Annotated in this window: 13 protein-coding genes; 3 read left to right on the forward strand and 10 right to left on the reverse strand. The window is 30.2% G+C overall.

What is annotated here, in order from left to right; genetic code table 11:
* Nucleotides 1-130 precede the first annotated feature (130 nt).
* From GOQ27_RS13025 to GOQ27_RS13070, 10 genes are all read right to left on the reverse strand, one after another.
* A complete protein-coding gene (locus tag GOQ27_RS13025) occupies nucleotides 131-670 on the reverse strand; it encodes a DUF5698 domain-containing protein (RefSeq protein WP_203367314.1) in 540 nt (179 codons plus the stop codon).
* An 823-nt stretch (nucleotides 671-1,493) separates the two neighbouring features.
* Nucleotides 1,494-1,781: a MaoC/PaaZ C-terminal domain-containing protein gene (locus tag GOQ27_RS13030; RefSeq protein WP_203367415.1), complete on the reverse strand. Its 288-nt coding sequence runs from the start codon at nucleotides 1,779-1,781 to the stop codon at nucleotides 1,494-1,496.
* Complete coding sequence (locus GOQ27_RS13035) at nucleotides 1,778-1,930, reverse strand: hotdog family protein (protein ID WP_203367315.1); 153 nt, start codon at nucleotides 1,928-1,930, stop codon at nucleotides 1,778-1,780. The genes GOQ27_RS13030 and GOQ27_RS13035 overlap by 4 nt, the downstream gene beginning before the upstream one ends.
* 36 nt (nucleotides 1,931-1,966) lie before the next feature.
* Nucleotides 1,967-2,755 carry an EcsC family protein gene (locus tag GOQ27_RS13040; RefSeq protein WP_203367316.1) on the reverse strand — a complete coding sequence of 263 codons (789 nt, stop codon included), beginning with the start codon at nucleotides 2,753-2,755 and terminating at the stop codon, nucleotides 1,967-1,969.
* 104 nt (nucleotides 2,756-2,859) lie between these two features.
* Nucleotides 2,860-3,228 (reverse strand): YbaN family protein, encoded by a 369-nt coding sequence (locus tag GOQ27_RS13045; protein ID WP_203367317.1) that lies wholly within the window; start codon nucleotides 3,226-3,228, stop codon nucleotides 2,860-2,862.
* A gap of 17 nt (nucleotides 3,229-3,245) precedes the next feature.
* Nucleotides 3,246-5,012, reverse strand: coding sequence for a PAS domain-containing protein (locus tag GOQ27_RS13050; protein WP_203367318.1), 1,767 nt, complete (start codon nucleotides 5,010-5,012; stop codon nucleotides 3,246-3,248).
* A 234-nt stretch (nucleotides 5,013-5,246) separates the two neighbouring features.
* Nucleotides 5,247-5,393, reverse strand: a complete 147-nt coding sequence (locus GOQ27_RS13055) for a FeoB-associated Cys-rich membrane protein (protein ID WP_203367319.1) — start codon at nucleotides 5,391-5,393, stop codon at nucleotides 5,247-5,249.
* 24 nt (nucleotides 5,394-5,417) lie between these two features.
* Entirely contained in the window at nucleotides 5,418-7,388 is a 1,971-nt protein-coding gene (feoB, locus tag GOQ27_RS13060) for a ferrous iron transport protein B (protein ID WP_203367320.1), read from the reverse strand.
* 56 nt (nucleotides 7,389-7,444) lie between these two features.
* Complete coding sequence (locus GOQ27_RS13065) at nucleotides 7,445-7,657, reverse strand: FeoA family protein (RefSeq protein ID WP_203367321.1); 213 nt, start codon at nucleotides 7,655-7,657, stop codon at nucleotides 7,445-7,447.
* 441 nt (nucleotides 7,658-8,098) lie between these two features.
* On the reverse strand, nucleotides 8,099-8,833 hold the full coding sequence (locus GOQ27_RS13070; RefSeq protein ID WP_252187843.1) for a Dps family protein: 735 nt from the start codon (nucleotides 8,831-8,833) through the stop codon (nucleotides 8,099-8,101).
* A 235-nt stretch (nucleotides 8,834-9,068) separates the two neighbouring features.
* Between GOQ27_RS13070 and GOQ27_RS13075 the strand changes: the two genes are divergently transcribed.
* The 3 genes from GOQ27_RS13075 (at nucleotide 9,069) to GOQ27_RS13085 (ending at nucleotide 13,639) form a co-directional block, all read left to right on the forward strand.
* Nucleotides 9,069-10,673, forward strand: coding sequence for a peptide chain release factor 3 (locus tag GOQ27_RS13075; protein ID WP_203367322.1), 1,605 nt, complete (start codon nucleotides 9,069-9,071; stop codon nucleotides 10,671-10,673).
* A gap of 31 nt (nucleotides 10,674-10,704) precedes the next feature.
* Nucleotides 10,705-11,232 (forward strand): NUDIX domain-containing protein, encoded by a 528-nt coding sequence (locus tag GOQ27_RS13080; protein ID WP_203367323.1) that lies wholly within the window; start codon nucleotides 10,705-10,707, stop codon nucleotides 11,230-11,232.
* 298 nt (nucleotides 11,233-11,530) lie between these two features.
* The gene (locus tag GOQ27_RS13085) at nucleotides 11,531-13,639 is read left to right on the forward strand and encodes a polyribonucleotide nucleotidyltransferase (protein WP_203367324.1); all 2,109 of its coding nucleotides are present in this window, start codon (nucleotides 11,531-11,533) and stop codon (nucleotides 13,637-13,639) included.
* Nucleotides 13,640-13,655 lie beyond the last annotated feature (16 nt).

Consider the following 13,655-nt stretch of genomic DNA (forward strand, 5'->3'; position numbering starts at 1 on the left):
GAGTCAGTTTAGTTTGGCAATATGCCTCTTTTTTAAACTGTCTACTTTATAGGGTCCATTTTATAGTTTAGTCTTATGGTCCCTTTTTATTTCACATTCACAAATCTAATAACCTCTTATTTTCGTTTTATTAAATAGCCTTTATTCTTGTAGTAGTAATCTTTCCTTCTACCTTGTTCAGACTTTTAATCTTTAAGGTTGGATCTGTTACACCACATTCATTCATAATACCTTCAAGTATTTTGAATTCTTTTCTTCTTATAACAACTTCTAACTTATATCTTCTATCTCCGTTATTTCCTCTAGCTAAAAAGTTATTAACTGTATATCCTTCCGCTCTAAGTTTTTCTGCTAGTTCTATCATTTTGTTTTTATTATTTAAAAACAGATCTACTTCTAAAATACCCAGTGCAATTCGTTCTTCAATTTTACCACCTATAAAAACTCCTAGTGTTTTACCTAGAGCATAGGCCACTGCAAAATGAATACCTTTTGAACTAGTTACTTTTCCTAGTACAGTTGCAAAAATAATAGCATCTATGAATACTAGGAAGTATACTGGATTCATTATGTTCTTTGCAAGCAATATACTCTTTAATGTGGCTAAAATATTTGTAAAAGCTGTTACTAAAAATAATACTATAAGTGTCAACATTATACTTTGTGTCATCAAGACACCTCCTTTTAATTTCTATTTTCTTTTAATATAATTAGATATATTTGTTCTTATATTATTTGTTGAATTTAAATATTTCACAATAAAAAAACTAACATAAGAATATGTTAGCGAATAATCAATGTTTTAAAACACTAAATTAAGCCTAAAATAAGTGCAGAGAATATGTACTTTCTACCATTAGAGTATAATAGAAAACATCCTATACAAAACTTATAAGGATTAACCATATAATTATTTATTTAAAAAATTCATATTGAAAATTCCAGAATAGAATAATCTACTTTCATCATGAGATATTTCAAATATCTCTAGTATATATAAGGAAGGCACCTAAATTCTCATACTCTTTAGATATAAAATGAAAAGCATTTTCATAGCAGTTTTAACTCTAACCATAAAATAAATATAAAAAATAATTTAACTTTAATCCGACTAACAATCAACCTTATAAGTATATCATGGGTTTATTTATATTGCAAGCTATATTTTTATGAAAAAATTGACTTAGTTATGTTCCTAGTGAATATCTATATAAATTGATTTTATCTATTTGCTCTTTAGCTATTTTACCAGTTATAGGAAACTCATACCATTTATTTTTATATTCTTATATTATTAGAGGATTCCTTGAATTATTCAAAGAATCCTTTAATACTCTATGACTGGTTTTTACATTTCTATACTTTCATAATAATTTATTATAAAACTTACTTCATCTCCATGATATAAAAGTATAGTGCTAGTTTTTATAGATTTATTAGGGTATAACTCTTTACTTTCTACAGAATCTTCTTCATATACTCTCCCTTAGCTCTTAATTATTTCTGCTTTTCATCAATGCCTTAACTTGAGCAGTAAGTACTAATTTATCATCTTGATTATGTACAGTAACCTTATTAACCAGAACTCCCTTTCCCCCTTTTGAAGATGGAATTAAATCTACTACTTCTATTATTCCTCTTAAACTATCTCCTGGATATACCGGGGACATCCACCTTAAGTCATCTATCCCTATTCCCCCAATAACTTCACTATCAGTTTTATTCATCTTTACCCATTGACCCCAAATAGCTACTAAGGTGTGAAAACCAGAAGCAATTATCCCTTCAAACCTACTTGATTCAGCAAATTTTCATCAAGATGTAATGGAAGAGGGTCATATTTAATAGCAAATTCTTTAATTTCTTCTAATGATAATTTAATAGGCTCTAAATAGAATTTTTGATTTATGTAAAATTCATCTAAGTACATTATTCAATTTCCTCCTTGGTTATAGTTTATTTGTTTCTATTCTTTTCTTAACAGATATCTCTTTTTATATTTTATACTGGCATACTTTCCTATTTTATTTATAATATTATAGTTAACTATACCTCCAACGGCTCCAATAATGGGAATACCTTGAACGAATTTTGCAGCAAGCATTGAATCTGATAAGATATTAGATGTAACTCTTATTTGCTCCTCTAGATTTACCTCATTATAAACACCTTGATCTATATTGTGACCTAGCCTATCTATTTGGTCATTAAATGCTAATTGAGGTTTTCCTTGGGTCATTGCACCACATATTATTAGAAGGATATACACCCTTTCTTCCTCTCGTTCATAATCATATCCATAACTAAGAGCAATTTCATAAATGTTCTTCATAATAGTAGCAATAAAAAGAGGAATATCTGGTAATCCAATACCAAGGACACCTAGAGCTCCTCCTTCTAGTATAGAAAAAGAAGAATTGAATATTTTAGATCGTCTAGATTGTCTATCTAACTCTTTGATATGCTTTCTGTTTACTTTCTCATCTATTTTATAATTATTTAAATCATGCTCCAATTTAATCTTATCTTTATCATAGGTTTTTTCAATATATTGATTTCCCTTTTCAAAAACTAAATGAAATCCCTTGAAAAAAGCTATATCTAATGCATTCTTTACTTTATCTGGTATTTTACTTTCAATTTTATCTCTAATGGGATTTATCTTTAATTTTACTAATTTGTTTTCTTTTTTATTTAAAATTTTCTTTTCTTGTTTATTTAATTTTTTTAATTGCCTTTTAAATTTTGAGTTCATCTTTTTCCTCCCTATTAAATATCTACTTTAATTATATATCTAAATTTCTAATAAATAAAAGTCACTCTAAAATAAAAATTTTAGAGTGACTTTTATTTATTACTTCATTTAACCTTCCGAGTTTTTCTAGTCCAAATATATGCTGAAACAATAGTGGCGATGGATAATAGCATAACTTTAAGAATAGCTTTACCTATAATAAATATAGTAGAAAACCCTATGGTTAACCATATTAAAAATATTGCTTTCTTTTTTGCCTTTATTGGAATTCCCTTGCCGGAGATATAATCATTTACATAGGGACCTAAATATTTGTTAGTAAGAACAAAATTATATAATTTTTTACTACTTCTCATATATAACCAAAGAGATAATAATAAAAAAGGAGTAGTGGGAATTACCGGTAAAAATATACCTATAACCCCCAAACCTAAGCTAATACTTCCAAGTACAATTAACAATATCTTCTTCATTAGTACCTCCAATGTTTCTACTTCTTAGTATCTATTTCATCTACTATTTTATCAATAAGTCCTTGAGTTTTAAATCCTCCTCTTTTACTAACCATTTCTAATGTGGCCATAGAGGACATGGTTTTAAATAATACTGGGTTCTTTAATTTACTAAACTTAGGTGATAGATTAATTAAGAAACCCTTTATAAATGGGTATTCTTTTACTAAATTTCCTATATTAGTTTCTTTAGTAATTCTATATTTATTTTCTTTTTCCTCAGAAATATTATCTGAAGTATTATTATCTTCTTTTTTATCATTCCAAGATAATAACCTTTGGCTTCCCTCTAAACTTCTGATATGGGTAACATCCTGCATCATCTCTAATACTCCTCTGAAATTTCCCGTTTCATCTCTTACGGCATTATAGATAATATAGATAAACTTATCTCCCATCTCTAGCCAGAACTCAGCTTCATCCTGCTCCCCTTCTCTAAAGGCTTTAATAATTTCTTCTACCGTATCTACACTTTCCCTTGGATGGCAATTTTGAACCTTTCTTCCAATTACTCCTGCACTTCTAGGGAATACCCTATGCTTAGTATCACTGTAAAATTTTACAATTTCATTTTCATCCACATAGGATAAATCTACTTGTAAATGTTTAAAAATAAGATTGATCTGTTCTAAAGTTAATTTTCCTTGACTAACATCTAATACTTCACCTTTTGAGGATGGATTCATTACTCCATGCTTTTGAAGAACACTAGCTAAATCTTTTAATAATTCATTATTTGAAGATTTACTTTTCTCTTCATTCGTAGTATTGCCATAAGCAGGAGGGGAATCTATCAGACAATATCCTATTTCATCATCCCCTTTTCTCATTTGGACGAAGTCTTCCTCTGAAAGAAGATCTATAGAAGTTGGCAATAATATTTCTTCTTCTTTTACCATCATATCTTCTACCATTTCAATTACTTCATCTTGTAATTTTAAGAATTCATCATCTTTATCGGCCTCTAAATATTCCTTTGCTTTCTTTATTATATCTCTTATATCATTATCTAAAGTCCACATAATTTGTGAAGGTTTGTCAAAGCCTTTTCTTTCTAGGGCAGCAAATAACTGATTCTGTTTTCTAGAAAAATGAATGTTAATTTCATTTAATTTATCATAAAGTTCAGCCCACTGATTCTTTATAAACTTCCTATGAAGCATACCTCTCATTTTATCTAGGACCTTTCTGATATTTTCTATTTCATCTAAGTAAGTCCTTATAGGATGGCCTTTGGGTACTTCTAGTTTATTAGTTACCAATACTCCCTCAAATATTTCTAGTATTTCATCCATTCTTTCCGTTAATTCATCATCACTTATCTCATATTGTTGAAGATATTGTTCACATATAGCAAATTCCTGAGCAGTTACTTGTTTAAAATTAGCCTTCATTTCTTTTTTTGCATCTTCTAAAGAAATATTTCCTTTTAGATAATCCAGTTTAATTTTTATAATCTTATTAATTTTTTCATCATCACTATTTATATATTCTTCCATTTGAAGCTTTTTAGGCTTAACTTTTGGAATAAAATAAACATGAAATTCTTCATCACTTACTTTTTCTAAGGTGTAATCAAATCCTTTTTTATCCATCATTTGATACATTGGAAAGGGTTCAAAATCTTTGATTACATGAATCCCTTCATCAGGCTTCAGATCCTTAATTGTTTGAGTGATACAATCTCTAAAAGACTCATGCTCTCCTCGACCATCGATAGTAATATACTTTATATCTTTTTTCACTAGCTATCATCCCCTCTTTTTATTTTACTTATTTATTTTTAATCAATGATTTCATTATTCTAGATGTATATTTAATTGATAATTCTTCTCATCTATATCCTATCATTTTAAATAATCTGAATATGTGATTACCGTCACATATAAGTAAAATCTCTTTAACAAAATAAAAATCTCCCCAAAAAACTGGGGAGATTTAATATGATATAAAGTTTTTATAGTTGCTTTGCCTTAAAACTAGGATTTACTACAATTACCATCCTTATATTGGGAACACTTATAACAACTAATTCCACTTCCCTTTTCTTTTTTAAATCTTATAATTGGTTTAATGGCAAAATATAATATTGTAGCTATAACTAATATTACAATTAAGTTTTCCATATTATCCCTCTCTCTTTATTAGTTTTATGCAACTTCACTTGCTAGAACTAGAGATTTTTCTTTCTTACCAGCATTAATTAATTTCATTAAATAAATACTAATAGCTGTTAAAATAACTACTGAAGCCATAAATCCATCACCTAATCTCCCATAAGCTATTAATGTACCAACTTGATATACAATCATAGCAACCGTATACCCTACACCAAACTGTAACATTACTCCTCTTCTAAGCCATGTGGAAGATTTTAATTCTGCTTTCATAGCTCCTATAGCAGCAAAACAAGGGGGTGTAAATAGATTAAAATACATAAATGCAAGGGCTGCTACTGCTGTTATTCCCATATTTTCCTTTAATAATAATGAATTAGTTAATTCAAAGTCTTCATTAATTGCTGCTCCCATAGAATATACTACTGCTAATGTTCCAACTACTTCTTCCTTTGCTATAAATCCTGTAATAGCTGCTGCTGCCAGTTGCCATACTCCTATTCCTACAGGAATAAGTAGAATAGCAAAGGGTGATGCCACATTAGCTAAAATAGAATTTTCTACTGCATCTCCTACAAGAGTAAATCTAAAGCTAAAGGATGCCATAATGAATACTATTGTATTACATGCAACTATTATTGTACCAGCCTTCATAATAAATTCTTTACCTGTTTCTAACATTTTCATAAAAGCTCTTTTAACACTTGGTATACGATACTCAGGTAATTCTACAATAAAGTAATTATTTACATCATCTGCTCCTGTAATAGCCTTTATTAAAAGTCCTACTAAAATAATCACTGCAAAAGCCACTAAATATGTTAGTGCAAACAAATATCCGTGATTAGGGAAGAATGCTGCTGTAAATAAAGCTATAATAGGAACTTTAGCTCCACAAGGTACAAAAGGTGTTAATAATGCAGTCATACGTCGTTGTTTTTCATCTTTAATAGTTCTTGAAGCCATAATTCCTGGTATACCACAACCATATCCTACAATCATAGGTACAATTGATTTTCCTGATAAACCTATTTTCTTAAACAATGGATCAAATATCATTGCTATACGGGCCATAAATCCACTATCCTCTATTAATGCTAAACCGAACATTAATACCATAATAAGAGGCAGGAATCCCATAACAGCTCCAAAACCACCAATTATACCATCAGTTAGTAATGAGTTAAGGAAATCACTAACACCTGCATTTGTCATCATCTCTGCCAAGCTCCCTTGGAACCCTTCGATTATACCCACTAAGAAGTCTGCGATATAAGCTCCTAAAGTATTGATAGATAAATCAAATATAAAACTCATTATTAAAACAAATAGTCCAATACCTATAATAGGATTTGTTACGAATTTATCTACTTTATCTTCTAAAGTTTCATCAGTAGACTTTACTTTTTTCATCTCTACGTTTGATGCAATCTTATTTACTATCTTAAATCTAGCTTTATCTTGTTTCTCAATATTATTATACTTAGAAAGCTCAGAAAAAACATTTTCCTGCTTCTTATTATTTGAAACTTCAATAGCATTATCGATAAGTTCTTTTAGTCCCTTCCCTTTTAGGGCAATAGTTGGAACTACTTTACATTTTAACTCATCTTCTAATTTACCAATATTTATCTCTGTTTTAGCTTTGGCTAAGTCTGACTTATTCAAAGCTACAATCAACGGTATTCCAAGCTCTAATAACTGCGTTGTAAAGAAAAGACTTCTATTTAGATTAGTACCATCCACTACATTAATTATCACATCAGGAGCTTCATTCTTAACGAAATCCCTTGTTATACTTTCTTCACTAGTAAAAGGTCTTATAGAATATGCTCCCGGGAGATCGACTACCGAAACATTCTTTCCAAAATTCTCTTTAAGTCTTGCTTGTTTTTTATCAACTGTTACGCCAGCCCAGTTACCAACATGTTCTTGCTTTCCAGTAATTGCATTATATAATGTGGTCTTCCCACTATTGGGATTACCAGCTAAAGCAATTTTCATAATAGCACCTCCAAAATATTTTATTACTTGTTTTTAAATTATAGATAAGGATGAATCTAAATCACTTCTATAACACTAGCAAGCTGTTTATCTATACCATATCGTCCATCTTTAATATTAATAATAAAATTAGAACGCATTTTTTTAACTATAAGTATTTCTTCTTCCTCAAAACAACCTAAAGAAAAAAGAAAGGTATTCATTTCTTCATTTCCATTTACTGACTTAATAGTATAGGGTACACCTTTTTTACCTTCTGATAATTTCATATCTATTATTAATCCCCTTTCAGTTTCAAAATCCTAATTAATATATTAATTTAATCATTGTTTATTATTAAAATACTGGAAATGATAATCATTGTCAATAAGAAGACAAAAAATATAGATTTGCTATTCTATTATATTTATTAGGTTATTTCTACTCTATTATGTATTTAATTTTTTATCTTACTACATGATATATAGAATTTTATAGACATTAATATCTTAGATAAATCATATAAAACAGCTATTTCCTGTTATAAAAAGTTATTTAAAATCATCTATATTAATTCAGTTAAATGATATTGATAATTGTTATCATTTATCTTTATGATAAGATATTAACAGTTAATTAATGCTATGTCAATAACTAAATTAAAAGTTTTGTTTTTATAATTTTAAGGACTCACTTTTAATTAAAAGTGAGTCCTTTTATTTCAAAATCAACTATTGTAATTTATTTGATGAATCAATATATCCATCTTTAGCTATATTACCTTCACGATCGATTAAATGATCCATTCCTCTTACTAAGGTATCATCTTCTAATACGCTGTATAGATGATAACCTAAATCCTCTCTATCTACTAACACTTCTTGTAAAACTTGAGAAGTTCCATAGTCCTTTAGCGCATGGGCACGATCTATAGTTTTTCTCAACATATTTTGAAGTTTTAATTCATGCTCTAAATCATTACGAATAAAATCTCTCATTGTATATCGGCCTTCAACCTCATGTTTGATATAAGAAAGTTCGTGTTGTGTCACTGGATGGGCTGTTGGTACTCCCCCTAATCTTGCAACCCTTTCTCCTATCATATCTATATGTTCTACAGTTTTATTACGATGTTCTTCTAATAAATGATGTAAACTTAGAAAAGATTCAGCCCCTTCTGTTAACCAGTGATGTTTATTATATTGATGTAATGCCACAGTTAAAGCACATTGATGATCATCAAGTTGAAGGGCCATTTCTTTTCTTGTATCTATTGGCAATCCAATTCCTGCATTGGTTTCCTTTATTGTCCTGGGTTCTTGACGAAATATCATATGGTGATTACTGTTATGACCGGGCATATTTTTGTCAAATCCAGACTTTGTCATATTAAATTCACCAGCAAAATTAGCCATGTTTTCATTTATTATAGCCATATCATTATTAGATTGATTAGTATGATTCATAATTTACCTCCCTAAATTTTAATTATTACATCTATATTATTATCATTATTAGTATTTATATGTAAAAATACTTAATTTTCTTTATATAGCTTCTCTTAGTTATATCTCATAGATATTAGAGACTTCTGCTTTTTCTTAATAATCATTGACAGTTGAACTAGAAAGGAATATGCTTAAGAAAGCTATGCTTTTAAATATGGATAATAATAAATAATATAGATAAAGGAAGATAAAAATGACTCAAAAAAAATTAAGCTTTATTGATGAGGTTAAAAGAAGAAGGACATTTGCCATTATTTCTCACCCAGATGCTGGTAAGACTACATTAACAGAAAAATTCTTATTATATGGAGGAGCTATCCGTTCAGCAGGATCAGTTAAATCAAGAAGATCTAGCAAACATGCTGTATCAGATTGGATGGAAATTGAAAAACAAAGAGGTATTTCTGTTACATCAAGTGTTCTTCAATTTGAATATAATAACTTTTGCATTAACATTTTAGACACTCCTGGTCACCAGGATTTTAGTGAAGATACTTATAGAACTCTTATGGCAGCAGATAGTGCTGTTATGGTTATTGATTCATCAAAGGGTGTTGAGGACCAGACAAAAAAGCTTTTTCATGTTTGTAAAATGAGAGGTATTCCAATCTTTACATTTATCAACAAACTTGACCGTGCCGGAAAAGATCCCTTTGAATTGCTAGAGGATATTGAAAAGGTGCTAGGTATTCGCTCCTACCCTATGAACTGGCCTATTGGTGAAGGAAAAAACTTTAAAGGTGTTTTTAACCGTCATAAGAAACAAATCGAAGCTTTTGGCGGTGGTAACCATGGCCAATCTATCGCAAAAGCAGTAAGAGGAGATATCTATGATGAAAAATTTAGTGATTTATTAGGAAGTGACCTTCATGAGCAAATAAAAAGTGAAATGGAACTTTTAGATATTGCAGGAGATGACTTTAACCTTGAAGAGATATTACAGGGTAATTTAACACCTGTATTCTTTGGAAGTGCTCTTACCAATTTTGGAGTAGAACCCTTCTTAGAATCTTTTCTAGATATCACTATGCCACCAAAACCTAGGGAAAGTAATTTAGGTGAAATTGATCCTAAATCTGATAATTTCTCTGGATTTATATTTAAAATTCAGGCCAATATGAATTCTGCCCACAGAGATCGAATCGCATTCTTAAGAATTTGTTCAGGTAAATTTGAAAAAGGTATGGTAGTTAATCATGTCCAAAAAAATAAGAAAATACGTTTAGCTCAGCCCCAGCAGTTTCTAGCTCAAGATCGTGTTATCGTAGATAATGCTTATCCTGGTGATATTATAGGAATACATGATCCTGGAATATTTAATATTGGTGATACCCTATCTGAAAATCAGTCAGATTTAAAATATCAAGGTATCCCTCAATTTGCTCCTGAACATTTTGCTAAAGTATATACTAAAAATGCCCTTAAAAGAAAGCAATTCTTAAAAGGTATTACACAACTCTCAGAAGAGGGTGCTATTCAAGTATATAGAAAACCTAATATTGGTGTAGGAGAATTAATCATTGGTGTAGTTGGTGTCCTACAATTTGAAGTATTAGAGTATCGTCTGAAAAATGAATATGGCGTTGATCTTGTAATGGAACGTCTACCATATCGTTATATACGTTGGGTGGAAATGGATAACTTTGATTCAAGCACTTTCTCTATTACTATGGATACCATGATTGTAGAAAATGAAGAGAAAGATCCTGTACTTTTATTCCAAAATGAATGGTCAATTAAAACTGTAGAAGAACGAAATAAAGGTGTAATATTAAGAGAAGTTTCCTTATTAAGATAATAAGTCTACAATATAAGAAAGAGGTAATAACTTGAGATTATTAAAGAAGATTGTAAACAATAATTTAGATACACTAGAAGGGAATGTATTTGAAAGAATAACAGGTAGGGGCATCATTTTAAAAGGTTCAAAGATTCTTCTACTCTATACAAAAGTATATAATGATTATAGTTTCCCTGGGGGTGGGATTGACCCGGAAGAAGATATCATTCAGGGACTTAAAAGAGAGTTATCAGAAGAAACTGGAGCCAAGAATATAAAAATAATAAATGAGTTTGGCTTTATTGATGAATATAGACCACATCACAAGCCAGAGTATGATTTAATGCATTTACTATCTTATTTTTATATATGCGAAATAGATGAAGACTTTGATAACACTAAGTTTGAAGATTATGAAGTAACCAATGGCATGTCTCCTGTTTGGGTTGAGATAGATGAAGCAATCTCTCATAATAAAAATGTTATGGCTAAAAAAGAAGCATCTATGGGCTTTTCTATTCAGAGAGAAACCCTTGCTTTAGAATTGATTGCTAGAGAATTACTAGGGAAAAAATAAAATAGATGACGATTATACTATAGTATAATCGTCATCTATTTTATTCTTTTTGAATCATTAAGAACTTTTCTAAAAGAAAATTTTAAAATACTAGCAACTATAGATCATAAGTTTGTTATAATATCTTTATTTTGCTATAATGTAGATAACTAAATATATTGTAATATTTCTAATTTAGACATATTATTGATAAAAATTTAAAAAGCTAAAAGCATTTTTTATATTCTATACATAATGACTGTACAAGAAATATTAAGTGTAAAAGCAATTTGAAAATAAGAAGGTGGAGTTGTTTAATATGGTAAAAACTTTTAAAACAGATCTTGGAGGCAGACCTTTTGTTGCTGAATTTGGTAAAGTAGCAGGACTTGCTCAAGGATCTTGTAGAATCACTTACGGAGATACGGTTGTTTTAGTTACGGCATGTGCGTCTAAAGAACCTAGAGAAGGTCTAGACTTTTTCCCACTAAGCTGTGATTACGAAGAAAAACTTTATTCTGTTGGTAAAATACCAGGAGGATTTATAAAAAGAGAAGGAAGACCTAGTGAAAAAGCAGTATTGACTTCTAGACTAATTGATAGACCTATTAGACCTTTGTTTCCAAAGGGATATCATAATGATGTACAAGTTATAGCTACTGTTTTATCAGTAGACAATGATTGTCCCCCTGATATTACAGCTATGATCGGTGCATCTCTTGCTCTATCAGTATCTAGCATTCCATTTATGGGACCAACAGGATCTGTCTCAGTTGGTATGATAGACGGAAAGTATATTATAAATCCTACTAGCTCAGAGAAAGAAGAAAGTGTTTTAGATCTTATAGTTTCAGGTACAAAAGATGCAGTTATGATGATTGAAGCTGGAGCTAATGAGTTAACAGAAGCTGAAGTTTTAGATGGAATTATGTTTGCCCATGAGGAAATCAAAAAGATAGTTACATTTATAGAAGATATCGTATCAGAGATAGGAGAGCCTAAATCTGAAGTAATAATTAAGGAAATAGATTCAAACCTTGAATCAGAAGTTGAAACATTTTTAAGTACTAGATTAATCGATGCTATTAAAATTCCTGATAAGACAATGAGAAATGAAAGCATTGATCTAATTAAAACAGAAACGGTAGAGTATTTCGAAGAAAAATATGAAGATTCTTCAAAAGATGTTAAAAAAATTATATCAAATCTTATAAAGTCAGAAACCCGTAAAATGATTATTTCTGAGGGTCTTCGTCCAGATAAGCGTAAGCCTGAGGAAATTAGACCAATAAAAAGTGAAGTAGGACTTTTACCTAGAACTCATGGTACTGGTCTATTTACAAGAGGAGAAACTCAAGTATTAAGTGTTGCTACACTAGGAAACTTAAGGGACGTTCAAAGGATAGATGGTATCGGTGAGGAAGAAGAAAAAAGATACATGCACCATTACAACTTCCCTCCTTATAGTGTTGGAGAAACTCGATTCTTAAGAGGTCCAGGGAGAAGAGAGATTGGCCATGGTGCCTTAGGAGAAAGAGCCCTTCTACCTATGATTCCAAGTAAAGAAGACTTCCCTTATGCTATTAGAGTGGTATCAGAAGTTCTTAGTTGCAATGGTTCTTCATCCCAGGCAAGTATTTGTGGTAGTACCCTTGCTTTAATGGATGCCGGTGTTCCTATTAAAAGTATGGTAGCTGGAATAGCTATGGGACTTATTAAAGAAGAAGATAAAATTACAGTCTTATCAGATATCCAAGGTATGGAAGATGCCCTAGGAGATATGGACTTAAAAGTAGCTGGTACTGATAATGGAATTACTGCAATGCAAATGGATATTAAAATAGCAGGGATTGATAAAGCAATCATGGAGACTGCTCTAGAGAAGGCTAGAATAGGAAGACTTCATATATTAAATAAAATGAAAGAAGCCATAGACACACCTAGAAGCGAATTATCTCCTTATGCTCCTAAAGTTACTAAAATGAAAGTTCATCCTGATAAAGTTAGAGAAGTTATTGGTGCAGGTGGTAAGGTAATCAATAAAATTATTGATGAAACAGGTGTTAATATAAATATAGAAGATGACGGTACAATATTCATATCTTCACCAGATCAAGCATCTGCTAAAAAAGCTTTAGAAATGATTGAAAACATCGTTAAAGATCCTGTTGTAGGTGAAGTATATACAGGTAAGGTTATAAAGATCATGAATTTTGGTGCCTTTGTAGAGATTCTACCGGGTAAAGAAGGATTAGTACACATTTCTAAACTAGCTCACGAAAGAGTTAATAAGGTAGAAGATATCCTTAGTGAGGGTGACTTAATCGAAGTGAAATTAACAGAAATTACTCCTCAAGGAAAAATCAACTTATCTAGAAAAGCTTTGTTACCAAAGCCTGAAAAGGAAAACGAAGATAAAGGTGAATAAAGAAAAAATAAAAATG

It is taken from the genome of Anaeromonas frigoriresistens (assembly GCF_016820655.1).
Taxonomy (GTDB): Bacteria; Bacillota; Clostridia; order Tissierellales; family SIT17; genus Anaeromonas; species Anaeromonas frigoriresistens.

Coding starts and splice junctions, on each gene's coding strand:
- GOQ27_RS13025 (WP_203367314.1), bottom strand. CDS start 670: ATGACACAAAGTATAATGTTGACACTTATAGTATTATTTTTAGTAACA.
- GOQ27_RS13035 (WP_203367315.1), bottom strand. CDS start 1,930: ATGTACTTAGATGAATTTTACATAAATCAAAAATTCTATTTAGAGCCT.
- GOQ27_RS13040 (WP_203367316.1), bottom strand. CDS start 2,755: ATGAACTCAAAATTTAAAAGGCAATTAAAAAAATTAAATAAACAAGAA.
- GOQ27_RS13045 (WP_203367317.1), bottom strand. CDS start 3,228: ATGAAGAAGATATTGTTAATTGTACTTGGAAGTATTAGCTTAGGTTTG.
- GOQ27_RS13055 (WP_203367319.1), bottom strand. CDS start 5,393: ATGGAAAACTTAATTGTAATATTAGTTATAGCTACAATATTATATTTT.
- feoB (WP_203367320.1), bottom strand. CDS start 7,388: ATGAAAATTGCTTTAGCTGGTAATCCCAATAGTGGGAAGACCACATTA.
- GOQ27_RS13065 (WP_203367321.1), bottom strand. CDS start 7,657: ATGAAATTATCAGAAGGTAAAAAAGGTGTACCCTATACTATTAAGTCA.
- GOQ27_RS13070 (WP_252187843.1), bottom strand. CDS start 8,833: ATGAATCATACTAATCAATCTAATAATGATATGGCTATAATAAATGAA.
- GOQ27_RS13075 (WP_203367322.1), top strand. CDS start 9,069: ATGACTCAAAAAAAATTAAGCTTTATTGATGAGGTTAAAAGAAGAAGG.
- GOQ27_RS13085 (WP_203367324.1), top strand. CDS start 11,531: ATGGTAAAAACTTTTAAAACAGATCTTGGAGGCAGACCTTTTGTTGCT.